This is a genomic window from Paracoccus sp. 228 (genome assembly GCF_000967825.1).
GTDB classification, from domain to species: Bacteria; Pseudomonadota; Alphaproteobacteria; order Rhodobacterales; family Rhodobacteraceae; genus Paracoccus; species Paracoccus marcusii.
The window spans coordinates 476182-500138 of sequence record NZ_JYGY01000002.1 but is presented as its reverse complement, the minus strand read 5'-3'; the positions used below and the strand labels follow the sequence as shown (position 1 = coordinate 500138).

Here is a 23957-nt window from a genome sequence, read left to right as displayed (position 1 = left end):
GCACGGTCTGCAACCCTGACCTGTTGCAGCCTAGTCGCGGGCGCGGATGATCTTGGCGAAGGGGTCCAGCAGGGTGGGGTTCGCCGCGATGAGACGACCCGATTCCAGCGGATCGTCGCCCTCGCGGATGCCGTGGACGAAGCCGCCGGCCTCGCGCACCATCAGGATGCCCGCGGCCACGTCCCAGGATTTCGTGCCGCGTTCCCAATAGCCGTCGAACCGGCCGCCGGCGACATAGGCCAGGTTCAGCGCCGCGGACCCGAAACCGCGCACGCCCGCACAGACGGGCATCAGCTGGGCCAGATCCTGGATCATCGCGGGCAGCGGGCCGGTCCCGGCATGCGGGATCCCGGTCGAGAACACCGATTCGGACAGCTTGGTGCGGCCCGACACGCGCAGGCGCTGGTCGTTCATATAGGCGCCGGTGCCCTTTTCGGCCACGAACATCTCGTCCTTGGCGGCGTCGAAGATGACCGCGGCGACGATCTCCTTCTTGTGCTCCAGCGCGATGGAGACGGCCCAGTGCGGCAGGCCGTGCAGGAAGTTCGTCGTCCCGTCCAGCGGGTCCACGATCCAGCGGCGGGTGGGGTCGTCGCCCTCGGTCTTGCCGGTCTCCTCGCCCAGCCAGCCATAGCTGGGGCGGGCGGTCATCAGCTCTTCCTTGATCAGGCGTTCGGCCTCGCGGTCGGCGCGGGTGACGAAATCGCCGGCGCCCTTGACGCTGACCTGAAGGTTCTCGACCTCGCGGAAATCCTTGACGAGGGCGCGACCCGCCTTGCGGGCGGCCTTGATCATCACGTTCAGATTGGCGCTTGCCATCGGGTGCTCCGGGAATTGGGGTTGGCCGCGTCATAGGGCAGACGCGGCGGAAAGCCAAGCATCACGCGCCGGCCTAGCTGGACGGGCCGCGTAGCATCCGCAGGGGTTCGGTGCGCGACAGGCGCAGCACATGCGCCATGTAGGGCTGCGACAGGTCGTCCGACCGCACGGCCGCGTACAGACGGCGGCGGATCCCCTGCGGCCCCAGCGGCAGCAGCACCAGTTCCGGGTTCGCGGCCTCGCGCCGCAGGACCCAGTCCGGCATGACCGCGACGCCCCGCCCGGATGCCACCAGCATCAGCGCCACCGCGGTCAGTTCGACCGTGCGCTGGCGCGCGGGTTCGATGTTCGCGGGCGTCAGGAACTGGCTGAACACGTCCAGCCGTGCGCGGTCCATGGGATAGGTGATCAGCGTCTCGGCGGCCAGATCGGCGGGATCGGCATGGCCCTTGGCCGCCAGCGGATGGCCCGCCGGCACGACCAGGGTCGGCGCATAGTCGAACAGCGGCTGAAAGGTGACGCCCGCCAGATCCTCGGGGTCCGAGGAGATCACCAGGTCCACCTCCTCGCGCACCAGCGCGGGCAGCGCGCCAAAGGCCAGGCGCTGGCGGATGTCCACGTCCACGTCGGGCCAGGCGCGGCGAAAGATGTCCAAGACCGGCAGCAGCCAGTCAAAGCAGGCGTGGCATTCCATCGCGATGTGCAGCCGGCCGATGCGCCCGGCCTCGACGCCCTTGAACTCTGCCTCGGTCGCCTCGACCAGGGGCAGGACCTGTTCGGCCAGGCGCAGCAGGCGCATGCCCGCGGCAGACAGGCGCATGGGCTTGGCGCGACGCACGAACAGCTGGGCGCCTGACTGTTCCTCCAGCGCCTTGACCTGGTGGGACAGCGCGCTCTGCGTGATGTTCAGCACCTCGGCGGCGCGGGCCAGGCCGCCCTGTTCGTGGATCGCATGCACGGTGCGCAGATGGCGCAGTTCCAGATGCATGATGAAACGCCCTCACGTTGATGTTGAAGATTATGAATTTGTCTCACGCCGCGCCTCATGGCACAAGAGCCGCCAACACGAAGGGATTCGCCATGACCACGCCGAACGTCAGCTTTGAGTTCTTCCCGCCCAAGACGCTGGAAGCCTCGTTCAAGCTGTGGGAGACCGCCAAGGTGCTGGCCCCGCTGGCCCCCGATTTCGTGTCTGTCACCTATGGCGCCGGCGGCACGACCCGCAAGCTGACCCATGAGGCCGTGACCACGATCAACCGCCAATTCGGGTTGCAGGTCGCGGCGCATCTAACCTGCGTCGAGGCCACCCGCGCCGAGACGATGGAGATCGTGCAGTCCTATGCCGATGCCGGGATCACCCAGATCGTGGCGCTGCGCGGCGATGCGCCCAAGGGGGCCGACCGCTTCACCCCGCATGACGACGGCTTCGCCAATTCGGTCGAACTGATCGAGGCGATCGCCGCGCGCGGCGACATGACGATCCGCTGCGGCGCCTATCCCGAACCGCACCCGGACAGCGCCGATGGCGATGCCGACGTGACCTGGCTGAAGCGCAAGATCGAGGCCGGGGCCACCAGCGCCATCACGCAGTTCTTCTTCGAGCCCGAAACCTTTTTCCGCTTTCGCGACAAATGCGTCGCGGCCGGCATCGACGCGCCGATCATCCCCGGCCTGCTGCCGGTCCAAAGCTGGGCCGGGACCAAGCGGTTCGCCGCGACCTGCAACACCACCGTCCCGGACTGGGCCGAGGAGGCGTTCCAGCTTGCGGCCCTGGACGGCCCCGACGCACAGCGCGCGCTTGCGACCGACCTGTCGGTGGACCTGTGCGAAAAGCTGATCGCGGGCGGCGTGGACCAGCTGCATTTCTATACGCTGAACCGTCCCGAGCTGACCCGCGACGTCTGCGCCGCCTTGGGCGTGCGCCCCAAGGCCGGGCTGGAGGCCGTGGCCTGACCACCCCTCAGGCGGGATCGACGGGCGGGCGGCGCCAGCGCGCGGCGATGGTGGCGGGCGATCTGCGACGCGGCGGGCGGTGCGCAGTCAGGTGTCCGGTCAGGCGGGCCGGGCCGGCAACGGGTCTTGGCACCGTCGGATGCAGCGCCTCGGTCATGTAGCGGCCGGCAAGGCGGGGCGTGCGCGCCAGGAACGCCTTGCCCCAGTTGCGCCATGACCCGATCGACGGCGCCGCGGGATCGCCCGGAAACAACCCCCGCCATCCGGGCGGCAACGGCAGGCCGACCTGTTCGGCCCGGTCCAGCATCCAGACCAGCGGGATGTTCGCCAGGGGCCGCGACATCTCGAACCCGGACAGCTGTCCGCCGATGTCGGAATGCGCGCCGCGAAACCACATCTGTTCGATCCGGCCCGCCGCATGGGCATCATCCCACAGCAGCGGCGCAAAGGCGGCGCGGGTCTCGTCCAGGGCCAGGGCCTGGAACCCGTGCTCGATCCCCTGCCCCAGATGCGCGTCGTGAAAGCGGAAGCGCGGCTCCGTCAGCATCCACAGCACCGGCAGGCGCAGGCCCAGGGCCATCACCGTGTCGAAACAGCCGACCATGCGGATCGGCGCCTGCGCATGACAGCGCCTGCGCCGGAAGGCGGCCATCGCCTGCGGCGTGCCCCCTTGGTGATAATAGCGCCAAGCCAGCCGGATGTGGCGTTCGGTCGCCGCCTGCGCCTGCAGCAGGCCCACGCGGCTGATCATCCCCGCCAGGCTGCGGATCGCGAAGGCCCCGCGGGAATAACCCAGCATGAAGATCCGGTCGCCGGGGCGATAGCCGCTGGCCAACCAGCCATAGGCATCGGTGATGCGGGTTTCCAGGATACGGCCCATGACCAGGTCGGGCAGCGTGCGCCAGCGGGTCCATTGCTGTCCCATGCCGTAATGGACGCGGATGCGTCCGGGTGGCAGGGCACCCAGCTGGCCCGTCAGCAGGCGGTGGATGCGGCCGATGGAACTGCGCCTGCCATCGGCCAGCGACGCGAAGGTGCCGTCCATCAGCACGACATGGATGGTGGGTGGTCTGGTCACGCTCATGCCCCCAAGCCTAGCATGGGGGCATGAGCAAACCGTTACGACAGCCGCATCACGGTCGCGTTGGTCATCGCGCCGAAACCGTTGAATCGCGTGTTCGTGACCGTGGAATAGGCGCCCGCGCCGTGGAAGATCACGAAATCGCCTTCCTGGATCGTGTCGGGCAGCGCCAGTTCGCCCGGCAGGCGGTCAACCGAATCGCAGGTCGGGCCAAAGATGACGCGGCCGCCGGCCTCGCCCTCGCGCGGTGTGCCCTTGGGGGTCAGGACCTCGATGCGGTCGATATTGCCGATGATCGGCAGCTCGGCCAGGCCGCCATAGACGCCGTCGTTCAGGAACACGTGGCCGCCGTCGCGTACGCCCTTGACCCGGGTGATCAGCGCATAGGCGTCGGCCACGATGCCGCGTCCCGGTTCGCAGACCAGGTCGGGCGCGTCGGTGCCGAACATCTCGGTCACGGTGTCGGCGATCTCCTGGAAGATCGAGGTCAGGTCGGGCTCGACGCCCACGACGCGGTGCGATGGGAAACCGCCGCCCACGTTCAGGCGCACCGCGCGCACGCCCGCCATGTCGCAGATGTCCTTGGATACGCGGATATAGCTTTCCCATGCGATCGGGTCGGTGCATTGCGTGCCCGGATGGAAGGTCAGCGACGGGACGTATCCACGGCGCGCGACCTCTGCCAGCAGCTCGGCCGCCAGTTCGGGCGATGCACCGAACTTGGAGCCGAAGTCATAGGCCGCGCCCAGCACCGGCAGCTTGAAGCGGGGCGATATCTCGACCCCCTTGCCATCGACCTGGGTCGGCACCTGATCGAACAGCTTGTCCAGTTCGGACCGGCTGTCCACGGACCAGGCGCGGATGTTCTGGGACACGCCGTGCGCGATCTCGGACCGGGCGCGGACGGGATTGTGGTAATGGCGCGCGGCATGCGGCGCCATGCGGCCGATCAGGTCGATCTCGAAGGGCGAGGCCACGTCGAAACCGCGGATGCCAGCGGCGACAAGGTTCTGGATCACGGCCTCGTCGGGGTTGGACTTGACCGCATAGGTCACCAGCCCCGGAAAGCCGTCGATGAATTGCCGCGCACGGTCCTGCAAGACTGTCGGCGCGAAGACCATGACCGGATGTTCCGGGGCCAGATGTCGGATGACCTCGGCCGGATTTTCCCAGACGGTCTTCTGTTGTCCCATTGCGGTTCCTTTCGCACGAGGCTGGATGATGGGTTGCGGTCCTGCAACCCGGAATGGCGCTTTTGAGTTCCGATTTCACCGATGAAAAGGCTAGAATCGCATGTCATCCCGGTTATTATGACGCAGTTCATGTCATTTTGACGAAACAGGCAGGCAGGCGCGGCTTTGGACGATCTGGATCGCAACATTCTGGCACAGCTGTCGGGCGACGCGCGCATGTCGGTGGCGGTGCTGGCCCGCCGCCTGCGCGTCGCGCGCTCGACCGTGCAGGCCCGGCTGGAGCGGCTGGAGAGCACCGGCGCCATCGCCGGATACACGCTGCGCCTGGGAGAGGCCGCGCGCGGCGCCCGCATCCGCGCCACCGTCCTGCTGGGCATCGAGCCCCGCGCCCAGCCCGGCGTGCTGTCGCGGCTCAAGTCCCTGCCCCAGGTCGAGCGTGTGCACACCACCAGCGGCCGGGTCGACCTGCTGCTGCAGCTGGCCACATCCTCGACGACCGAACTGGACGAGACGCTGGACCGCATCGGCGGGATCGAGGGCGTGCGGTCGTCCGAAAGCCTGATCCACCTGGCGACCAAGCTGGATCGCGCCGTCTAGGCGCGACGCCTGTTGCCTCGAATCCCCTGCGGGCGGACACTGTGCCCACCGACGCAAGGGAGGATGCGATGAGCTATTATTCCGGCTTCGTGCTGGCCGTGCCCGTGGACAAGCGCGACGAATATGCCGATCATGCGACCAGGGCCTGGCCGGCGTTCAAGCGTCACGGCGCGCTGCGGCTGGTCGAATGCTGGGGCGAGGACGTGCCCCACGGCAAGCGCACCGATTTCTATCGCGCGACCGAGGCCACCGGCGACGAGGTCCCGGTGCTGTCCTGGATCGAATGGCCCGACCGGGCCACCGCGGATGCCGCATGGGCCGCGATGATGACCGAGGACCACCCAGACATGGCCGACATGCCCTTTGACGGCGCGCGCATGTTCTGGGGCGGCTTTGCCCCCATCGTGGACCTGCGCTGACGGGCCCGGCCGCGAACCGCCCCGGATGACATGCCCGGTGCCGACGGGCTTGGCCTTTGGCCCCGCATTCGCTAATCCCGCTGCAACAGATGGGGTGATGCGATGACGATGGACAAAAGCTTTGACGCGGCGGATGCCGAGGCCCGGATCGCGGCCGAATGGGAACGCCGGAACGCCTTTGCCGCCGGGGCCAATGCCCGGCGGTCGGAAACCTTCACCGTGATGATCCCGCCCCCCAACGTCACCGGCAGCCTGCATATCGGCCACGCGCTGAACAACACGCTGCAGGACATCCTGGTCCGCTGGCACCGGATGCGGGGCTTTGACACGCTGTGGCAGCCGGGTCAGGACCATGCGGGCATCGCCACCCAGATGGTCGTCGAACGCCGCATGGCCGAACGGGGCGAACCCGGCCGGCGCGAGATCGGGCGCGACGCCTTCACCGCCAAGATCTGGGACTGGAAGCGCGAATCCGGCGACACGATCATCAACCAGCTGAAGCGCCTTGGTGCCAGCGCGGACTGGAGCCGCAATGCCTTCACCATGTCCGGGGCCCCCGGTGCCCCCGCGGGCGAGGAGGGCAATTTCCATGACGCGGTGATCCGGGTCTTCGTGGATCTCTACAACAAGGGCATCATCTATCGCGGCAAGCGGCTGGTGAACTGGGACCCGCATTTCGAGACCGCGATCAGCGACCTTGAGGTCGAGAACCGCGAGGTTCCGGGCCATATGTGGCACTTCAAGTACCCGCTGGCCGGTGGCGAGACCTATGAATACGTGGAACGCGACGAAGACGGCCGCGTGACCCTGCGCGAGACGCGCGATTACATCAGCATCGCCACGACCCGCCCCGAGACCATGCTGGGCGACGGCGCGGTTGCCGTGCATCCGTCGGACGCGCGCTATGCCCCCATCGTCGGCAAGCTGGTCGAGATCCCGGTCGGCCCCAAGGAACACCGCCGCCTGATCCCGATCATCACCGACGAATACCCCGACCCCGATTTCGGGTCCGGCGCAGTCAAGATCACCGGCGCGCATGATTTCAACGACTATGGCGTGGCGATGCGCAACGGCATCCCGCTCTATGCGCTGATGGACGGCAAGGGCGCGATGCGCGCCGACGGGCTGTCCTATGCCGACAGCGCCGCCATCGCCTCCCGCGCCGCCGCGGGCGAGGATGTGGGCGACGTCACCGCCGTGAACCTGGTGCCCGACGACCTGCGCGGCCTGGACCGGTTCGACGCCCGCAAGCGCGTGATCGATGCGATCACCGCCGAAGGCCTGGCCGTCACCTATCTGCACCGCGAGATCGAGCCCGAAACCGGCGCCGAGCATCTGGAACGCCGTCCCGTGATCGACGCCAAGCCGATCATGCAGCCCTTTGGCGACCGGTCCGGCGTCGTGATCGAGCCGATGCTGACCGACCAGTGGTTCGTGGACACCAAGCGCATCGTCGAACCCGCGCTGGAGGCCGTGCGGACGGGCCGAACCGAGATCCTGCCCGAGCAGCACAAGAAGGTCTATTTCAACTGGCTCGAGAACATCGAACCCTGGACCATCAGCCGCCAGCTGTGGTGGGGCCACCAGATCCCGGTTTGGTACGGGCCGTCACAGAAAGACGGGTCTTTCGACTACTCCGAAACGGTTCAGTTCTGTGCGGCGACCGAGCAAGATGTCAGGAATTTGGCGCAAGCGCATTATGGCGATCAGGTTAGCATTGGCTTCTGGGACGAGGGTGGGACTAAACATGATCCTAACTCCGTTGTTGTGGAGTTGCATCGCGACCCGGACGTGCTGGACACCTGGTTCAGTTCGGGCCTGTGGCCCATCGGGACGCTTGGCTGGCCCGAGCCGACCGAGGAGCTGAAGAAGTATTTCCCGACCGACGTGCTGGTCACGGGCTTTGACATCATCTTCTTCTGGGTCGCCCGGATGATGATGATGCAGCTGGAGGTCGTGGGCGATGTGCCGTTCAAGACCGTCTATGTCCACGGGCTGGTGCGCGACGAGAAGGGCGCCAAGATGTCCAAGTCCAAGGGCAACGTCATCGACCCGCTAACGCTGGTGGACGCCTATGGCGCGGATGCGCTGCGCTTCACGCTGACCAGCATGGCGGCGATGGGCCGCGACCCCAAGCTGGGGCCGAAGCATGTCGAGGTGAACCGCAACTTCGTCACCAAGATCTGGAACGCCACCCGGTTCGCGGAAATGAACGGCGTGCGCGGCGGCGGGGCGCGTCCGCAGCCCAGCCATACCGTGAACCGCTGGATCATCGGAGAGACCGCGCGCATCCTGATGGCTGTCGACGAGGCGCTGGCCGCTTATCGCTTCAACGATGCGGCGACGGGGCTTTACGCCTTCGTCTGGGGCAAGGTCTGCGACTGGTACGTGGAATTCGCCAAGCCGCTGTTCGATGGCGATCACGCCGAGGAAACGCGGGCCACGATGGGCTGGGTGCTGGACCAGTGCTTTGCCATGCTGCACCCGATCATGCCCTTCGTCACCGAGGAGCTGTGGGCGCTGACCGGGGACCGCGACCGCATGCTGGTCCATGGCGACTGGCCGGAACTGGGCGCCGACCTGATCGACGCAGAGGCCGACCGGCAGATGAACTGGGTCATCGCGCTGATCGAAGGCGTGCGGTCCGCGCGGGCGCAGATGGGCGTGCCGGCGGGCGCCAAGCTGGACCTGGTCGTGACCGAGGCGGACGCGGCCGCCCGCGCGGCGCTGGCCGCCAACGGTCCGCTGATCGAGCGGCTGGCGCGGGTGAACCCGGCCGCCGACGGGGTCGCCGGCAAGGGGATGATCGCCGTGTCGGTGCAGGGGGCCAGTTTCGCGCTGCCCATCGGCGACGTGATCGACGTGGCGGCCGAGACCGCGCGCCTGCAGAAGGCTGAGGCCAAGCTGCGCAAGGATGCCGACGGTCTGTCCAAGCGCCTGTCGAACCCCAAGTTCGTCGAGAATGCCGATGCCGAGGTGATCGAGGAGACCACCGGCAAGCTGGCCGCGCTGGAGGACGACATCGCCCGCCTGCAGGCCGCGCTGGCGCAGTTGGCGGCGATGTAAGCCTGCGGCCCGGCCTGCCCCGTCGGGCTGGCCGGGCCAAGGGTCTTACGGCAAGAGAGCGGCGCAAGGGAGGCGCAGATGGGCTGGCTGGAGCGGATCGCCGAACGGATGATGCTGAAGGCCCGCGCCGAGGGCAAGCTGACGGGGATTGAGGGCGAGGGCAGGCCCCTGCCCGACCGGCCCATCGAGACAGATTCGACGGCGGCGGGGTTCCGGATCATGGCGCAGGCCGGGGTGCTGCCGCCCGAGATCGTGCTGAAGAAGCAGGTGATCGCCGCGCGGGCCCGCCTGTCCGACATGCCCGAGGGCCCCGAACGCGCGGCCCTGCTGGCCGACATCGCCCGGCTGCAGATGCGTCAGGCCATCGCCGAGGAGGCCCGCCGCCGCTTCATGCGGGACTGAGGGCGGCCAGCGCGCGGGGCAGCGCGTCCTCGAACACGTCCAGTTCGTGGATCGGTGCGGCGCTGATGCGGATGCAGCGGTCCAGGGGGGCGACACCCGGCATGCGGGCGAACACGCCCTCGCGCTCCAGCGCGGCGATCAGGGCGCGGGCAAAGTCGCCATCGCGATGGGTGTCCAGCGCCACGAAATTCGTGGCCGAGGGCAGCGCGGTCAGGCCGCTGGCGGCGCCGATATCGGCGATGCGCAGCCGGGCGGCCTGAACCTCGGCCACGACATGGGCCAGCCAGCCCTGGTCGGCCAGTGCGGCCAGCGCCCCGGCCTGGGCGATGCGGTTCACCCCGAAATGGTTGCGCACCCGGTCAAAGCCCGCGATCAGGTCCGGCGCGCCGATCGCATAGCCGATGCGCGCCCCGGCCAGGCCATAGGCCTTGGAGAAAGTCCGCATGCGGATCACCCGCGGATCGTCCGCCGCGATGTCGGGAATGGCCGAGGCCGGCGCGAATTCCGCATAGGCCTGGTCCAGCACCAACAGGCAGTCGGCCGGCAGCCGGTCCAGCATCGCCGCGATCACCGTGCCGTCGTGCCAGGTGCCCATCGGATTGTCGGGATTGGCCAGATAAAGCAGCCGCGCGCCGGTGGCATGCGCGCGCGCGACCAGGGCGTCGGGATCTTCGGCGTCGTCGCGATAGGGGACCTTGTGCAGCACCCCGCCAAAGCCCACGACGTGATAGTTGAAGGTTGGATAGGCCCCGTCCGAGGTGACCACCGCATCGCCCGGCGCGACCATCATCCGCACCAGGTTGCCCAGCAGGCCGTCGATGCCCTCTCCGACCATGATGCTGTCCGGGGTGGTGCGGTGATGGGCCGCCAGCGCGTGGGACAGATCAAAGCTGGGCGCGTCGCCGTATTTCCAGACCTGGCCCACGGCCTCGCGCATGGCGCGGGCGGCCAGCGGGCTGGGTCCGAACGCGCTCTCGTTCGCGCCAAGGCGGGCGGCGAAGGGCACGCCGCGGCGGCGTTCCAGGGTTTCGGGGCCGACAAAGGGCACGGTCGCGGGCAGGCCCGCCACCAGGGGCGCGAAGGGCGGCATCAGAACGCGCGAAAGGTCATGGTGGTCAGGGTGCGGCTGATATGCGGAATGTCGAACAGCCGGTCCGACAGGAAGCGGCCGACATCCTGATCCTCGGGGATGTAGACCTTGGCGATCAGGTCGAAATCGCCGGAGGTGGAATAAAGCTCGCTGACGACCTCGCGGTCGTAGATGGCCTCGGCGACCTGATAGGTCCTGCCGGGCTCGCAGCGGAACTGGACGAAGACGGCGCGCATGAAAAAGCTCCTGTTTGGGGGCAGGTTAGACCGTGGCCGCGGCGCGGGTCCAGTCCCCGCGCGCGTGGCCGCGCCAGAACCGCCGCATCAGCAGCACCGCGGCAAAGGTCAGCCCGACGCACAGGCCCAGCCACAGGCCTGCGGGGCCAAAGCCCAGGGGAAAGGCCAGCGCCCAGGCCACCGGCATGCCCACGACCCAATAGCTGAAGCCCGCGATCCACATCGGCACCTGCGTGTCCTGGACCCCGCGCAGGAAGCCCAGGGCGATCACCTGGAACGCATCGGTCAGCTGGAACAGCGCGGCATACATCAGCAGCATCGCACCAAGCGCCACGATCTGCGGGGCCTGCGGATCGGTCGGGTCCAGATACAGCCGCACCAGCTGTTCGGCGAACAGCAGGTACAGCATGATGGCCACGGCGGCAAAGGCCAGCGACATCCACACGACCGTCACCGCCGCATCGCGCATCCAGGCGCGATCGCCGCGGCCCTTGGCCTGGCCCACCCGGACGGTCGCGGCGTTGGACAGCCCCAGATGCGCCATGAAGGTGATCGAGGTGATCTGCAGCGCGATGCCGTGGGCGGCCAGCTGCGGCGTCCCGATCCAGCCCATCATGATGTTCGAGGCGACGAACAGCCCGCCCTCGGCCACCATGGTCAGGCCGATGGGCCAGCCGATCCGCGCGATCTGGCGCATGGCCTGCCAGTCGGGGCGCCAGAAGCGCTGGAACAGGTTGTACTTGCGCGCGACGGGCACCCAGCCCGCATAGGCGATCAGGGCCAGCAGCTGGACCACCTGGACGGTGACGCTGGCGATGGCGGCGCCGCGCACGCCCAGTTCGGGCGCGCCCAGGTTGCCGAAGATTAGCACCCAGTTCAGCGCAAGGTTCAACGGCAGCCCGGCCAGGGTGACCCACATGACGACCTGCGTCCGCTCCAGCGCGGCCAGATAGGACGACAGGGTCAGCTGGCCCAGGACCACCGCCAGGCCCCAGCCCGCGATGCGCAGGTAATCCTGCGCCAGCGCGCTGACCGTGTCGGTCTGGCCCAGGGCCTGCAGGATCGGTTCGGACCACCACATCAGCGGCATCACGGCCAGGGCATAGCCGGCCGACAGCCACAGCGCCATCCGGGCCCCGCGGCGGACCTCGGTCTCTCGGCCGGCGGCGACATGGGCGGCGATCAGACCCAGCACGCCGATGCCGAAGCCCATGCCCAGAAAGAACAGGATGTGGAAGAAGCTGGTCGCGATGACCAGGGCGGCAAGCGGCTCGACCCCGTACCAGCCGACCATGACCGTGTCGCCCACGCCGATGGCCATGCGCGCCAGGTGGCTGCCGATCAGCGGCAGGCCCAACGACAGGGTCGCAAGAACATGGGGGCGGTATCGGCTGTGCATCGTCCTGCCATATCCGCAGCCGCAAAATGCGGCAAGGGGCGGCATTGCACGCCCTGCAACATTTCGCGCCGCATCGGCGGAAAGGCGGCGGCGGGGCGGGTCCGCGCGGCTTGCCGCCCCTGCCCCCATCTGCGATAGATCGCGCGAACACCGACCCCAGGAGGCCCCCGATGAGCTTTCGCGCCCGCCATCTTCTGGGCATCGACCATCTCAAGCCCGACGAGATCGTGTCGCTGTTGGATCTGTCCGAGGATTACGTCAGCCTGAACCGTCGCACGGTCAAGCATTCCGATGCGCTGGCCGGCATGACCCAGATCAACATGTTCTTCGAGAACTCGACCCGCACCCAGGCCAGCTTTGAACTGGCAGGCAAGCGGTTGGGCGCGGACGTGATGAACATGGCCGTGGCGCAGTCGTCGGTGAAGAAGGGCGAGACGCTGATCGACACGGCGCTGACGCTGAACGCGATGCAGCCCGACCTGCTGGTGGTGCGCCACCCGCATTCCGGGGCGGTGAACCTGCTGGCGGAGAAGGTCAACTGCGCGGTCATCAACGCGGGCGACGGGCGGCACGAACATCCGACCCAGGCCCTGCTGGACGCGCTGACCATCCGCCGCGCCAAGGGGCGGCTGCAGCGCCTGACCATCGCCATCTGCGGCGACATCGCCCACAGCCGGGTGGCCCGGTCGAACCTGATCCTGCTGGGCAAGATGGAGAACCGCATCCGCCTGATCGGCCCCGCGACCCTGATGCCCGCGGGCGTCGCGGACATGGGGGTCGAACTGTACGAGGACATGCGCGAGGGGCTGCGCGGCGCCGACGTCGTCATGATGCTGCGCCTGCAGAAGGAGCGGATGGATGGCGGCTTCATCCCGTCCGAGCGCGAATATTTCCACCGCTTCGGGCTGGATGCGGAAAAGCTGGCCCTGGCCGCGCCCGACGCGATCGTCATGCATCCGGGTCCCATGAACCGGGGCGTCGAGATCGACGGCACCATCGCCGACGACATCAACCGCAGCGTCATCCAGGACCAGGTCGAGATGGGCGTCGCCGTCCGCATGGCCGCCCTGGACCTGCTGGCCCGCAACCTGCGCGCCAGCCGTGGCCGCGCCGCCGCCGGAGAATCGTGATGGACCTGATCTTCCGCAACGCCCGCCTGATCGACCCCGAGGCCCAGACCGACGACATCGGCAGCCTGCGCGTCACCGACGGTCGCATCGCCGGACGCGGCGCGCCCGAGGAAGCCGCTCCCGAAGGCGCCTCCGTCATCGACTGTCGCGGCCGCGCGCTGGCGCCCGGCCTGATCGACTGGGGCGTCAAGATCGGCGAGCCGGGCGAACGCCACAAGGAAAGCTTCCGCAGCGCGGGCCGTGCCGCTGCGGCGGGCGGCGTCACCACGATCATCGCGCGCCCCGACACCACGCCCCCCATCGACACGCCCGAGGCGCTGGAATTCGTCGCCCGCCGCGCCAGCGATGCGCCCGTCCACATCCGCCACATGGCCGCCCTGACCAAGGCCCGCGAAGGCCGCGAGATGACCGAAATCGGGTTCCTGACCGATCTGGGCGCGGTGGCCTTCACCGACGGCGTGCGGGTGGTGCGCGACACCAAGCTCTTGGGCCGCTGCATGACCTATGCGCGCGGTTTGGACGCGCTGATCGTGGGCCATCCGCAGGACCCGTCCCTGTCGGCGGGGGCTGCGGCCACCAGCGGCAAGTTCGCCTCCCTCTATGGCATCCCCGCCGTGTCCCCCATGGCCGAGGTGATGGGCTTGGACCGCGACCTGGCCCTGGTCGCGATGACGCGCGGGCGCTATCACGCCGACCAGATCACCGTGGCCGCCAGCCTGCCGGCCCTGGCGCGGGCACGCGATGCAGGGCTGGACGTGACGGCGGGGATCTCGATTCACCACCTGACTCTGAACGAGTTCGACGTGGGCGATTACCGGACCTTCTTCCGCTTCACGCCCCCCCTGCGGTCCGAGGATGACCGTCTGTCCATGGTCGATGCCGTGGCCCAGGGCCTGATCGACACCATCGCCAGCTTTCACACGCCCCAGGACGAGGAATCGAAACGCCTGCCCTTCGAGGCCGCGGCCCCCGGCGCCGTGGGCCTGCAGACCCTGCTGCCCGCGGCCCTGCGCCTGTATCACCAGGGCGGCCTGACCCTGCCCCAGCTGTTCCGCGCCATGGCGCTGAACCCGGCGCGCAGGCTGGGCCTCTCGGCGGGTCGCCTGTCCGACGGCGCCCCCGCCGATCTGGTGCTGTTTGACCCCGACGCGCCCTTCGTTCTGGACCGCTTCGCGCTTTTGTCCAAATCGAAGAACACTCCCTTCGACGGCGCACGCATGCAGGGCCGCGTCCTGGGCACCTGGGTCGCGGGCACCCCCGTCTTCGGAGAACACGCATGATCCTCTGGGCGATCTTCGGCTATCTTCTGGGCTCTGTCCCCTTCGGCCTGGTCATCACGCGCGCCCTGGGCCTGGGCGATCTGCGCCAGATCGGCTCCGGCAACATCGGCGCGACCAACGTGCTGCGGACGGGCAACAAGGGCGCCGCGCTGGCCACGCTGCTGCTGGATTCGGGCAAGGGCGCCATCGCGGTCATGCTGGCCCGCCATTTCGCCGGAGAAACCGCCGCGATCCTGGCCGGCGGCGCGGCCTTCCTAGGCCATTGCTTCCCCATCTGGCTGCGCTTCAAGGGCGGCAAGGGCGTCGCCACGTTCCTCGGGACGGTGATCGCGCTGAACTGGCCTTTGGGCCTGATCGCCTGCGCGACCTGGGCGCTGACCGCCGCAATCACCCGGATCAGCAGCCTCAGCGCGCTTCTGGCGGCCGCGCTGGCCCCGGTCTTTGCCTGGGGCCTGGGGCGGACCGACATCGCGGCGGTCGCGGCCTTCATGGCGGTGCTGATCTTCATCCGGCACCATGCCAATATCAGCCGCCTTCTGGCCGGTACCGAACCCCGGATCGGCCGCAAGTAACGCTCAGCGCTTGGCGACCAGGCCGCGTCCCGGACGCACGGCGCGCACGGGCGCGGCGGCCAGACCGGTTGGGGTGAACGGCCCCTGCATCGGCGGGGCGGCCTCGGGTTCGACGGCGGCGACGGGCAGCGTGCCGCCCAACCGCTGCAGCGCATCGACACCCCGCCGCGCCGACACCGCGATCGAGATCAGTGCAAGGCAGGCCCCCGCCAGCAGGATCAGTGCGACCAGACCCACCAGCCCCAGAAGGATCGGCCAGGGCGGCACCCCCTCGGCCTGCCGGATCAGCAGCACGACCGCCGCCAGCAGCGCCAGCACCCCCAGCCCAAAGACCGCGGCCACCAACCGGCCGACCCATTGCATCACATCACCGCGCATCGCATGCCCCCGCATCTTTTTCGCCGGGGTGCCACCACCGGCGCCGCAGATCAAGACATCGCGGACAGGCGCGGCTCACACTCGCGTGCGTCGGCATCCGTCATGCGGGACGCCCAAGGGGGGTCCGGGGGGACGGGACGTCCCCCCGGCACGTCGCGGGACGCAATCGGCGATCAGTAGGAATATTCGTCGTAGATCCGCGTCAGGTCGCCGCTCCAGGCGCCGCGATACTTCTCCAGCAACTCGTCGGCGGGGACCTTGCCGCTGTCGACGCTTTCCTTCAGCGCGTTCAGAAAATGCGTCTCGTCGGGGACCAGGCCGTCGTTGCCCGACCGGGCGCGGGCCTTCAGCCCGCCCTCGGCAATGGTCAGGACCTCGCGGGCCAGGTCGTGCATCTTCACGCCTCCCGCCTGCGCCTGCAGGCCGTCACGACCCGCCGACCGGCGCAGCGCCTCGCGGGTCTCGGCGTCCCATCCCTTGACCACGTCCCATGCCGCATCCAGCGCCCCTTGGTCATAGGTCAGCCCGACCCACAGCGCAGGCAGCGCGCAGAGCCTGCGCCACGGGCCGCCATCGGCCCCGCGCATCTCGATGTACTTCTTGACGCGCGCCTCGGGGAACACGGTGGTCATGTGATCGGCCCAGTCCGACAGGGTCGGCACCTCGCCCGGCAGGGCCGGCAGCCGGCCCTTCAGGAAATCGCGGAAACTCTGGCCCAGGGCGTCGATGTACTTTCCGTCGCGATAGACGAAATACATGGGCACGTCCAAGACGTAGTCCACCCAGGCCTCATAGCCGAACCCCTCCTCGAAGACGAAGGGCAGCATGCCGGTCCGCGCCGCATCCAGGTTCTGCCAGATATGCGCGCGCCAGGATTTCATCCCGTTGGGCTTGCCGTCCAGGAAGGGCGAATTGGCGAACAGCGCCGTGGCCACCGGCTGCAGCGCCAGGGCCACGCGCATCTTCCGGACCATGTCGGCCTCGGACGCGAAATCCAGGTTCACCTGCACCGTGCAGGTCCGGTACATCATCTGCGTGCCAAGCGTACCTACCCGACCCATATAGTCGGTCATCAGCCGATACCGCCCCTTGGGCATCATCGGCATGTCATCCTGGCCCCAGATCGGCGCTGCACCCAGGCCGATGAAGCCCGCGCCGATATCTGCGGCGACGGCCTCGACCTCGGCCAAGTGGCCGTTCACCTCGTCGCAGGTCTGGTGGATCGTCTCCAGCGGTGCACCGGACAGTTCCAGCTGGCCGCCGGGCTCCAGGCTGACATTGGCGCCGTCGCGCTCCAGCCCGATCAGCTTGCCGGCCTCGAGAACCGGGGTCCAGTTGAAGCGGTCGCGCAGCCCCTCCAGCATGGCCGTGATCGATACGGGACCCTCATAGGGCAGCGGCATCTTGCGCGCGTCGTCATAGCCGAATTTCTCGTGCTCGACGCCGATGCGCCAGGCGTCCTTCGGCTTCTCGCCGCTGGCGATATAGGCGGCCAGCTGGTCACGATGTTCGATGGGGCCTCCGCCCTGCTGGGGAATGGACATGGACGATGAGGCCTTTCAAGGGTTTCCGGTCGGTCACAGGTGGCAACGCGGACGGGCCAAGTCAAGCCGCCTCAGCCCGGCCTCCGCCAAACGGTGCGCATCGCGTCCTGCTGTCGGGCCACCTGCGCCAGTGCTGCCGACACCGCGCCCATGTCCAGACCGGGCAGCGCGGTGAAGGCATCGGCCAGCGCCCCGGCCCCCGCCGCGTCGGCGGGGATCAGCAACGCCTCGCCCGACTGGCTGCGCAGGCGCCAATGCGCATGGCCGTCCAGCCGCAGCAGGCGGATCTCGACCAAGTCGCGCAGGGGGATCTCTCCGCCCATGTCGGTCGCGCCGTAATAGCGGATCGCCCCTTCGACGATCTCGACCACGCCGGGGGCGGCGACGGGGCGGCGAAACGGCGTGCGGCGCAGCGCCCCCAGGGCCAAGCTGCCCGCAACCAATGCCCCAGCCCCGCCCAGGACCGCAAAGAACCAGCCCCCCCAAAACGCCACCCACAGCGCGGCCAGCGCCAGCGCCGCAAAGATCAGCAGTTCGGAGTGGGTGCGCAGCATGCCGCGCAGGTCAGGCCGGATCACGGGCGGCGGCCGGGCATGGGTATTCGGACGACAAAGACGTTCACCACCGGGTCAGCGCGTCCTCGTCCTCGGGGCGGGCGGCGACCCAGCCTGTGGTGCCGTCGCGCGCGATCTCGCGTTTCCAGAAGGGGGCGCGGGATTTCAGCCAGTCCATCAGGAAATCGGCCGCGTCGAATGCCGCACGGCGATGGCGGGCGGCGGTGGCGACCATCATGATCTGTCCCCCCACCGAGATGCGGCCGTGGCGATGGACGATGCGCCAGTCGGCCAGCCCAAAGCGCGATGCGGCGGCCAGGCCGTGATCGGTCAGCGCGCGTTCGGTCATGCCGGGGTAATGCTCGATCTCAAGCGCGTCCAGAAGGCCGCCGTCGTCGCGCACGATGCCGGTGAAGGTGACGACCGCCCCGGCCCCCGCGCCAAAGCCCGCAAGTTCGGACGCCAGATCGAAGGGGTCGGACTGGACGCGGGCGCTCATCAGCCGCCCGTCATCGGCGGAAAGAACGCGACCTCTCGGGCGCCGGCCAGGGGCGCGTCCAGATCGGTCAGCTGCTGATCCACGGCGCAGCGCAGGGCCGCGATGTCGCCAAAGGCCGCGGCATGCCCGTCAGACTGCGCGACCAGTTCGGCGATCAGCGCGCGCGGGGTCGCGGCCTCCGTCTGCACGGATTCGCGGGGGTGGCCGATGCGTTCGCGCAGCCAGGCGAAATACAGGACCTCAACCGTCACGACGGGAATCCTTCAGATAGGGCAGCGCCTTGATGAAATAGTCCCAGCCCGTCCAGGCCGTCAGCGCCGCGGCGATCCAGATCAGCGTCAGGCCGGCATAGGTGGCAAGCGCCGCCCAGCTGCCCGACCAGATCAGCCCGACCTCGCCCACGCGGGGGGCCAGGCCGTGTTCGACATAGGCCAGGCCCGTGGCCAGGAACAGGATCGAGATGGCGACCATCTGCAGGGTCGTCTTCCATTTCGCCAGCTTGGTCACCGCCAGCAGGCGCGACTTGTCGCCCAGGTATTCGCGCAGGCCGGACACGAAGACCTCGCGGAACAGGATGATCGTCACCGGCAGGATCAGCCAGGGGTTCATCCCGGAATACCCGGTGATGACCACCAGCGCGATGACCACCATGGCCTTGTCCGCGATCGGGTCCATCGCGGCGCCAAAGCGGCTTTCCTGTTTCCAGGCGCGGGCCAGATAGCCGTCGATCCAGTCGGTGATCGCCGCGCCCATGAACAGCGCCAGCGCCGCCCAGTCGGCCCAGGGCCTGTGGAAGTACAGAAACATCAGCGGGACCCCGGGGGCCGCCAGCAGACGCAGAAGGGTCAGGATATTCGGAAGGTTCCAACGCATGGCCGCACGCTAGTCCCTGCCGCGGGCGTTGGAAAGGGCCAACGCGCCGCTGGCGAAGCTGTGATCCGGACCTGTCATCCCTTGGCGTTGAAGTGGTCATAGACCTTTTGCGCCATCGCCGCGGAAATGCCCGGCGCCGCCTGCAGATCGGTCAGCCCGGCGCGGCCCACGGCCTTGGCGCTGCCGAAATGCTGCAGCAGGGCGCGCTTGCGCGACGCGCCGATGCCCGCGATCTCGTCCAGGGGGTTTGCCATCTGCGATTTCGCACGTTTGGCACGGTGGGTGCCGATGGCCCAGCGGTGCGCCTCGTCGCGCAGGCGCTGGACGAAGTACAGGACCGGGTCGTTCATGCGCAGCGCGAAGGGGCGCTGGCCGTGGCGGTGGAACTCCTCCTTGCCGTGGTCGCGGTCCTGGCCCTTGGCGACGCCGATCATCGGGATGTCCTCGACGCCTAGTTCTGCCATGATCTCGTGGACGGCCGAAACCTGCCCCGCGCCGCCGTCGATCAGCAGCAGGTCCGGCCAGGCCTCGGTCTGGCGGTCGGGATCGTCCTTCAGCAGACGGGTGAAGCGGCGCGTCAGCACCTCCTTCATCATGCCGAAGTCGTCGCCGGGAGTGATCTCGGTGCCCTTGATGTTGAACTTGCGGTACTGGTTCTTGATCCAGCCGTCCGGCCCGGCGACGATCATGCCACCGACCGCGTTCGTGCCCATGATGTGGCTGTTGTCATAGACCTCGATCCGGCGCGGCGGGCTGGGCAGCTCGAACGCGTCGGCCAGCCCCTCCAGCAGGCGCAGCTGGGTCGCGCTTTCGGACATGCGGCGGGCCAGGCTTTCGCGCGCGTTGCGCAGCGCGTTGGTCACCAGGTCGGACTTCTCGCCGCGCAGCGGAACGGCCACCTCGACCTTGCGGCGGGCGCGCTCGGACAGGACATCCGCGGTCAGGTCCGGATCCTCGGGCGGGTGGGACAGCAGGATCTGGCGCGGCGGCGGGGTGTTGTCATAGAACTGCATCAGGAAGGCCTGCATCACCTCGTCCGGGCTCTCGGCCCCGCCAAGGCGCGGATAGAAATCGCGGTTCCCCCAGCTTTGATTGCCGCGGATGAAGAATACCTGCACGCAGGCCTGCCCCCCCTCCATGTGCAGGGCCACGATGTCGGCCTCGGCCACGCCCTTGGGGTTGATCGCCTGCACCGACTGCACCGCGGTCAGCGCCTTGATGCGATCACGCAGGGCGGCCGCGCGCTCATACTCCATGTTCTCGGCCGCGCGGGCCATCTCGGTCGCCAGATCGGACTGGATGGTCGTGGTCTTGCCCTGCAGGAACCGTTCCGCGTCATTGACCAGCGCGTTGTAGTCGGGCGCGCTGATGCGGCCCACGCAGGGCGCGCTGCACCGCTTGATCTGGAACAGCAGGCAGGGGCGTGTGCGGCTCTCGAACACGCTGTCGGTGCAGTTCCTCAGCAGGAACACGCGCTGCAACTGGGTCAGCGTGCGGTTGACCGCCCCCGCGCTGGCAAAGGGGCCGTAATAGTCGCCCTTTTCCGACTTCGCGCCGCGGTGCTTCTTGATCTGGGGATAGTCGTGGGACTTGGCCACCAGGATGTTCGGGAACGACTTGTCGTCGCGTAGAAGCACGTTGTAACGCGGCTTGAGCTGCTTGATCAGGTTCTGCTCCAGGAGCAGCGCCTCGGTCTCGGTGTTCGTGGTCAGGAACATCATCGAGGCCGTCTCGCGGATCATCCGCGCGATGCGCCCCGAATGGCCCGACGGCCGGGCATAGTTCGACACCCGCGCCCGCAAGTCGCGCGCCTTGCCCACGTAAAGAACCGCCTGCTGGGCATCCAGCATGCGATAGACGCCGGGACTGCTGTCCAGCGTGCGAAGGTAATCCTGGATGAGGGCGTGGCCGGTTTTCTGGGTCATGAAGTGAACTTGGTGATTCTCGGCCCCGCTGCAAGTTCCGGGGACCGAAGGCAAGAAGGAAGCTTTCCACGGAATCTGTGGATAATTCTGTGGGTGGGCTGTGAGGATGACCCCGCAGGGCCAGCAATCGTTACAGTTCCGTGAAGTTGCCCTTATTTTAGGCAGATCACAATGGCATTGTTATTGCTTGATAATTTTTATTCGGGCCAGTTGTGGACAGAAAAATCTTGCAGAATCCGCATCTTGCAGGGGTCTGCCGGGGTGCCGTGGACAAAATGATCCGATCGTTCCGGATCGGGCCTATTCCGGCCCCAGGACGTCGGGCGTGCGCCACCCCAGATGCTGTCCGCCATCGACGCAGATCAGCTGTCCGGTGACCGCACGCGCGTCCAGGAAGTACCTCAGGGCGTCGGTGATCCCCTGCGCATCAGCCCCCCTGCCCAGCACCGTCGCAGCCCTCTGGGCGGCGAAATGGCGGTCGCTCTGACGGGCGCCCTGCAGGGTCGGACCGGGACCGATAGCGTTCACGCGGATGTCGGGCGCAAGGGCCTGTGCCGCGGTGCGCGTCAGCGACCACAGCGCGGCCTTGGCGATGGAATAGGTCATGAACTCTGGCGTGGGCTTCAGCACCCGCTGATCGACCATGTTCACCACCAGGCCCGCGGCCTGGGGCTCGCCGTTCTCGTCGGGGCGCGCCTTGGGGCATTGCGCGGCAAAGGCCTGCATCAGCTGGAAGGGCGCGCGAAGGTTCGACCCCAGGTGCCGGTCCCAACCCTGCATCGTCGCGCTGCGCATCGTGTCGTATTCGAAGATCGAGGCGTTGTTGACCAGCACGGTCAGCGGCCCCATCGCCGATGCGACGTCCGGGACCAGCGCGGCGGTCGCATCTGCGTCCAGCAGGTCGACCCGGAAGGTCTGCGCCCGCACGCCCAGGGCGCGTGCGTCAGTGGCCGTGCGCTCGGCATCGTCGGCCGAGCCGGCATAGTGGATCGCCACGTCATGGCCGCGCCGCGCCAGTTCCAGCGTCATCGCGCGGCCAAGGCGGCGGGCCGCCCCCGTGACCAGCGCGACGCCCGTCACAGCAGCACCCAAGCATAGGCGGCATAGCCCGCCACGAACAACGCGCCCACCGGCCGCGTCAGGCTGATGCCGCGGAAAAGGAACGGGAACAGCAGCAGGGCCGCGCCCAGCATCACCCACAGGTCCAGCCGCAGCATTTCGGGCGGGATGGGCAGCGGAGAGATGACCGCGGTGATCCCCAGGATGGCCAGGATGTTGAAGATGTTCGAGCCGACCACATTGCCAAGCGCCATGTCCGCCCGACCCTTCAGCGCGGATGCGACCGAGGCCGCCAGTTCCGGCAATGACGTGCCGATCGCGACCAGCGTCAACCCGATCACGGTCTCGCTGATGCCGAAGGCGCGGGCGATGTCGGTCGCGCCATTGACCAGCAGGTTCGCCCCGACCGGCAGCAGCACCAGGCCCAGGCCCAGCCAGACCGCGATGCGCCCCCAGCCCGCGCCCAGGGTAGCGCCGTCCACGCCGTCGGCCTGCGTCTCCTCGGCGCGGCCGGTGGACAGCTGCCGCCACAGGACCGCGGCCAGCGCCAGCAGCAGGATCACGCCCTCAAAGCGCCCGATCTCTCCGGTCAGGGCGATGCCGATCAGCAGCAGCGAGGCCGCAATCATCATCCCCCAGCTTTCGCGCAGGTCGTGCCCCTTGGTGACGATCACCGACACCAGCGCGGTCACGCCCAGGATCACCAGCACGTTGGCGATGTTAGAACCCACGACATTGCCCATGGCGATGCCGCTGGACCCCTTCAGCGCCGCCGACAGCGACACCAGCAGCTCGGGCGCCGATGTGCCGAAGGCCACGACGGTCAGGCCCACGACCAAGGGCGTCATGCCCAGTTTCAGCGACAGCCCGACGGCGCCCTTGACCAGCAGGTCGCCCCCCAGAACCAGAAGGGCCAGTCCGCCCAGCACCAGAAGCAGTTCAACGATCACGATGGTCGATCCCCAGGAATTTTTTCAGAAAACGGCGCAGGCCCGGTCCGCGCAGCAGGGCGACGACGACCATGACCAGCAGGAACAGGAGGACGATGCGCAGCATCATCCGCGGGTGCCGAACCGCTGGAAGGCGGCGCGATCCTCGGCCGCGTCCATCAGAAGGTCGGCGGACAGGCCCAGGCGGCGCAGCAGCGGCCGGCGCATGCCGTGCACCTCGAAGCGGATCTTGTCGCCGTACAGCGCCTTGAGCCGCGGGACCGGATGGGCGATGCCGTCGGCCAGCCCCAGGCGCACGGATTCCAGCCCCGCCCAGAACTCTCCGGTGAACAGGTCGCGTTCGGCGTTCAGGCGGGTGCCGCGACGGGCGCGGACATGGTCCTTGAACGCTTGGTGGATCGGTTCAAGAATCGCGTGCAGGCGGGCCACGTCGTCGGGATCCTGCGGGCGGAACGGGTCCAACGTCGATTTCGACGTGCCGGCCGTGTGGACGCGGCGTTCGATGCCCCATCGCTGGATCAGCTGGTCGAACCCGAACCCGGCCGAAATCACCCCGATCGACCCCAGGATCGAACTTTCGTCCGCCCAGATGTCGTCGGCCGCGCAGGCCAGCCAATAGCCGCCCGATGCGGCCACGTCCTCGACGAAGGCATGAACGGGAATGTCGGTCTCATCCGCCAGCCTGCGGATGCGCGCCGCGATCAGCGACGACTGCACGGGCGACCCGCCCGGCGAATTGATGATCAACGCAACGGCCAGGGGCTTGCCGCGCCGGAACGCGCGTTCGATCACGGGGGCAAGGGCCGCATCGTTCAGTCCGCCGCCGCGCCCCGCACCACCGATGGTGCCGGACAGGCGGATGACCGCGACGCGGGGCTTGCGGGACAGCAGGCGGGAGACGACGGGAACACGCATCGCCCACAGATAGGCCGCGCGGG

General features: G+C 68.3%; 25 protein-coding genes. 8 read left to right on the top strand and 17 right to left on the bottom strand.

Features of this window, described 5'->3' with window-relative positions; genetic code table 11:
* Positions 1-30 precede the first annotated feature (30 nt).
* Positions 31-819, bottom strand: a complete 789-nt coding sequence (locus SY26_RS07735) for an inositol monophosphatase family protein (RefSeq protein WP_045981091.1) — start codon at positions 817-819, stop codon at positions 31-33.
* 73 nt (positions 820-892) lie between these two features.
* Complete coding sequence (locus SY26_RS07730; RefSeq protein ID WP_045981090.1) at positions 893-1807, bottom strand: LysR family transcriptional regulator; 915 nt, start codon at positions 1805-1807, stop codon at positions 893-895.
* Between the two features lie 92 nt (positions 1808-1899).
* On the opposite strand from SY26_RS07730, the gene metF reads away from it, so the two are divergent.
* A complete protein-coding gene (gene metF / locus SY26_RS07725) occupies positions 1900-2772 on the top strand; it encodes a methylenetetrahydrofolate reductase [NAD(P)H] (protein ID WP_045981089.1) in 873 nt (290 codons plus the stop codon).
* Between the two features lie 7 nt (positions 2773-2779).
* On the opposite strand, the gene SY26_RS07720 is transcribed toward metF, so the two are convergent.
* Positions 2780-3856: a DUF2235 domain-containing protein gene (locus SY26_RS07720; protein ID WP_084693759.1), complete on the bottom strand. Its 1077-nt coding sequence runs from the start codon at positions 3854-3856 to the stop codon at positions 2780-2782.
* A 35-nt stretch (positions 3857-3891) separates the two neighbouring features.
* Positions 3892-5046: a type III PLP-dependent enzyme gene (locus tag SY26_RS07715; protein WP_046000010.1), complete on the bottom strand. Its 1155-nt coding sequence runs from the start codon at positions 5044-5046 to the stop codon at positions 3892-3894.
* 165 nt (positions 5047-5211) lie between these two features.
* On the opposite strand from SY26_RS07715, the gene SY26_RS07710 reads away from it, so the two are divergent.
* The 4 genes from SY26_RS07710 to SY26_RS07695 all read left to right on the top strand — a co-directional run bounded on the left by SY26_RS07710 (position 5212) and on the right by SY26_RS07695 (position 9530).
* Complete coding sequence (locus SY26_RS07710) at positions 5212-5643, top strand: Lrp/AsnC family transcriptional regulator (protein WP_045981087.1); 432 nt, start codon at positions 5212-5214, stop codon at positions 5641-5643.
* A 68-nt stretch (positions 5644-5711) separates the two neighbouring features.
* The gene (locus SY26_RS07705; protein ID WP_046000009.1) at positions 5712-6062 is read left to right on the top strand and encodes a DUF1428 domain-containing protein; all 351 of its coding nucleotides are present in this window, start codon (positions 5712-5714) and stop codon (positions 6060-6062) included.
* A 102-nt stretch (positions 6063-6164) separates the two neighbouring features.
* Positions 6165-9128, top strand: coding sequence for a valine--tRNA ligase (locus SY26_RS07700; RefSeq protein ID WP_046000008.1), 2964 nt, complete (start codon positions 6165-6167; stop codon positions 9126-9128).
* 78 nt (positions 9129-9206) lie between these two features.
* Positions 9207-9530 carry a DnaJ family domain-containing protein gene (locus SY26_RS07695; RefSeq protein WP_046000007.1) on the top strand — a complete coding sequence of 108 codons (324 nt, stop codon included), beginning with the start codon at positions 9207-9209 and terminating at the stop codon, positions 9528-9530.
* Here the strand turns inward: SY26_RS07695 and SY26_RS07690 are convergent.
* From SY26_RS07690 to SY26_RS07680, 3 genes are read right to left on the bottom strand one after another with little or no spacing between them, the layout of a single operon-like run.
* Entirely contained in the window at positions 9517-10620 is a 1104-nt protein-coding gene (locus SY26_RS07690) for a pyridoxal phosphate-dependent aminotransferase (RefSeq protein ID WP_046000006.1), read from the bottom strand. The two genes, SY26_RS07695 and SY26_RS07690, sit on opposite strands and share 14 nt — an antisense overlap.
* Positions 10620-10856: an Lrp/AsnC ligand binding domain-containing protein gene (locus SY26_RS07685; RefSeq protein WP_045981082.1), complete on the bottom strand. Its 237-nt coding sequence runs from the start codon at positions 10854-10856 to the stop codon at positions 10620-10622. The genes SY26_RS07690 and SY26_RS07685 overlap by 1 nt, the downstream gene beginning before the upstream one ends.
* Positions 10857-10881: 25 nt before the next feature.
* Complete coding sequence (locus tag SY26_RS07680; protein WP_046000005.1) at positions 10882-12255, bottom strand: MATE family efflux transporter; 1374 nt, start codon at positions 12253-12255, stop codon at positions 10882-10884.
* 170 nt (positions 12256-12425) lie between these two features.
* On the opposite strand from SY26_RS07680, the gene SY26_RS07675 reads away from it, so the two are divergent.
* From SY26_RS07675 to plsY, 3 genes are read left to right on the top strand one after another with little or no spacing between them, the layout of a single operon-like run.
* The gene (locus SY26_RS07675; RefSeq protein ID WP_045981080.1) at positions 12426-13385 is read left to right on the top strand and encodes an aspartate carbamoyltransferase catalytic subunit; all 960 of its coding nucleotides are present in this window, start codon (positions 12426-12428) and stop codon (positions 13383-13385) included.
* The gene (gene pyrC, locus SY26_RS07670) at positions 13385-14665 is read left to right on the top strand and encodes a dihydroorotase (protein WP_046000004.1); all 1281 of its coding nucleotides are present in this window, start codon (positions 13385-13387) and stop codon (positions 14663-14665) included. Before SY26_RS07675 ends, pyrC begins: the two co-directional genes overlap by 1 nt.
* Positions 14662-15237 carry a glycerol-3-phosphate 1-O-acyltransferase PlsY gene (plsY, locus tag SY26_RS07665; RefSeq protein WP_046000003.1) on the top strand — a complete coding sequence of 192 codons (576 nt, stop codon included), beginning with the start codon at positions 14662-14664 and terminating at the stop codon, positions 15235-15237. Before pyrC ends, plsY begins: the two co-directional genes overlap by 4 nt.
* Before the next feature lie 3 nt (positions 15238-15240).
* Here the strand turns inward: plsY and SY26_RS07660 are convergent, their stop codons facing one another.
* The 10 genes from SY26_RS07660 to SY26_RS07615 form a co-directional block, all read right to left on the bottom strand.
* On the bottom strand, positions 15241-15615 hold the full coding sequence (locus SY26_RS07660; RefSeq protein WP_045981077.1) for a hypothetical protein: 375 nt from the start codon (positions 15613-15615) through the stop codon (positions 15241-15243).
* 173 nt (positions 15616-15788) lie between these two features.
* Entirely contained in the window at positions 15789-17159 is a 1371-nt protein-coding gene (locus SY26_RS07655) for a glutamate--cysteine ligase (RefSeq protein ID WP_046000002.1), read from the bottom strand.
* Between the two features lie 71 nt (positions 17160-17230).
* Positions 17231-17737: a hypothetical protein gene (locus SY26_RS07650; protein ID WP_046000001.1), complete on the bottom strand. Its 507-nt coding sequence runs from the start codon at positions 17735-17737 to the stop codon at positions 17231-17233.
* Between the two features lie 40 nt (positions 17738-17777).
* Positions 17778-18212: a molybdenum cofactor biosynthesis protein MoaE gene (locus tag SY26_RS07645; RefSeq protein WP_046000000.1), complete on the bottom strand. Its 435-nt coding sequence runs from the start codon at positions 18210-18212 to the stop codon at positions 17778-17780.
* Positions 18212-18463 (bottom strand): molybdopterin converting factor subunit 1, encoded by a 252-nt coding sequence (gene moaD / locus SY26_RS07640; protein ID WP_045999999.1) that lies wholly within the window; start codon positions 18461-18463, stop codon positions 18212-18214. Before moaD ends, SY26_RS07645 begins: the two co-directional genes overlap by 1 nt.
* Entirely contained in the window at positions 18453-19085 is a 633-nt protein-coding gene (pgsA, locus tag SY26_RS07635; RefSeq protein ID WP_045981072.1) for a CDP-diacylglycerol--glycerol-3-phosphate 3-phosphatidyltransferase, read from the bottom strand. Before pgsA ends, moaD begins: the two co-directional genes overlap by 11 nt.
* Before the next feature lie 74 nt (positions 19086-19159).
* The gene (gene uvrC / locus SY26_RS07630) at positions 19160-21010 is read right to left on the bottom strand and encodes an excinuclease ABC subunit UvrC (protein ID WP_045999998.1); all 1851 of its coding nucleotides are present in this window, start codon (positions 21008-21010) and stop codon (positions 19160-19162) included.
* A 300-nt stretch (positions 21011-21310) separates the two neighbouring features.
* On the bottom strand, positions 21311-22090 hold the full coding sequence (locus SY26_RS07625) for an SDR family oxidoreductase (protein ID WP_255352860.1): 780 nt from the start codon (positions 22088-22090) through the stop codon (positions 21311-21313).
* Positions 22087-23019: a calcium/sodium antiporter gene (locus tag SY26_RS07620; RefSeq protein ID WP_045999997.1), complete on the bottom strand. Its 933-nt coding sequence runs from the start codon at positions 23017-23019 to the stop codon at positions 22087-22089. The genes SY26_RS07625 and SY26_RS07620 overlap by 4 nt, the downstream gene beginning before the upstream one ends.
* A 105-nt stretch (positions 23020-23124) precedes the next feature.
* Positions 23125-23934, bottom strand: coding sequence for a S49 family peptidase (locus SY26_RS07615; RefSeq protein ID WP_046000325.1), 810 nt, complete (start codon positions 23932-23934; stop codon positions 23125-23127).
* Between the last annotated feature and the right edge of the window lie 23 nt (positions 23935-23957).

Bases quoted from the DNA above. Each gene is read 5' to 3' on its own strand.
- SY26_RS07690 (WP_046000006.1), bottom strand. From the start codon at position 10,620: ATGCCGCCCTTCGCGCCCCTGGTGGCGGGCCTGCCCGCGACCGTGCCC.
- SY26_RS07720 (WP_084693759.1), bottom strand. From the start codon at position 3,856: ATGAGCGTGACCAGACCACCCACCATCCATGTCGTGCTGATGGACGGC.
- SY26_RS07660 (WP_045981077.1), bottom strand. From the start codon at position 15,615: ATGCGCGGTGATGTGATGCAATGGGTCGGCCGGTTGGTGGCCGCGGTC.
- SY26_RS07680 (WP_046000005.1), bottom strand. From the start codon at position 12,255: ATGCACAGCCGATACCGCCCCCATGTTCTTGCGACCCTGTCGTTGGGC.
- SY26_RS07705 (WP_046000009.1), top strand. From the start codon at position 5,712: ATGAGCTATTATTCCGGCTTCGTGCTGGCCGTGCCCGTGGACAAGCGC.
- metF (WP_045981089.1), top strand. From the start codon at position 1,900: ATGACCACGCCGAACGTCAGCTTTGAGTTCTTCCCGCCCAAGACGCTG.
- uvrC (WP_045999998.1), bottom strand. From the start codon at position 21,010: ATGACCCAGAAAACCGGCCACGCCCTCATCCAGGATTACCTTCGCACG.
- SY26_RS07615 (WP_046000325.1), bottom strand. From the start codon at position 23,934: ATGCGTGTTCCCGTCGTCTCCCGCCTGCTGTCCCGCAAGCCCCGCGTC.
- SY26_RS07685 (WP_045981082.1), bottom strand. From the start codon at position 10,856: ATGCGCGCCGTCTTCGTCCAGTTCCGCTGCGAGCCCGGCAGGACCTAT.
- SY26_RS07645 (WP_046000000.1), bottom strand. From the start codon at position 18,212: ATGAGCGCCCGCGTCCAGTCCGACCCCTTCGATCTGGCGTCCGAACTT.
- pyrC (WP_046000004.1), top strand. From the start codon at position 13,385: ATGGACCTGATCTTCCGCAACGCCCGCCTGATCGACCCCGAGGCCCAG.
- SY26_RS07700 (WP_046000008.1), top strand. From the start codon at position 6,165: ATGACGATGGACAAAAGCTTTGACGCGGCGGATGCCGAGGCCCGGATC.
- SY26_RS07715 (WP_046000010.1), bottom strand. From the start codon at position 5,046: ATGGGACAACAGAAGACCGTCTGGGAAAATCCGGCCGAGGTCATCCGA.
- SY26_RS07735 (WP_045981091.1), bottom strand. From the start codon at position 819: ATGGCAAGCGCCAATCTGAACGTGATGATCAAGGCCGCCCGCAAGGCG.
- SY26_RS07655 (WP_046000002.1), bottom strand. From the start codon at position 17,159: ATGTCCATTCCCCAGCAGGGCGGAGGCCCCATCGAACATCGTGACCAG.
- SY26_RS07730 (WP_045981090.1), bottom strand. From the start codon at position 1,807: ATGCATCTGGAACTGCGCCATCTGCGCACCGTGCATGCGATCCACGAA.
- pgsA (WP_045981072.1), bottom strand. From the start codon at position 19,085: ATGCGTTGGAACCTTCCGAATATCCTGACCCTTCTGCGTCTGCTGGCG.
- SY26_RS07695 (WP_046000007.1), top strand. From the start codon at position 9,207: ATGGGCTGGCTGGAGCGGATCGCCGAACGGATGATGCTGAAGGCCCGC.
- SY26_RS07675 (WP_045981080.1), top strand. From the start codon at position 12,426: ATGAGCTTTCGCGCCCGCCATCTTCTGGGCATCGACCATCTCAAGCCC.
- plsY (WP_046000003.1), top strand. From the start codon at position 14,662: ATGATCCTCTGGGCGATCTTCGGCTATCTTCTGGGCTCTGTCCCCTTC.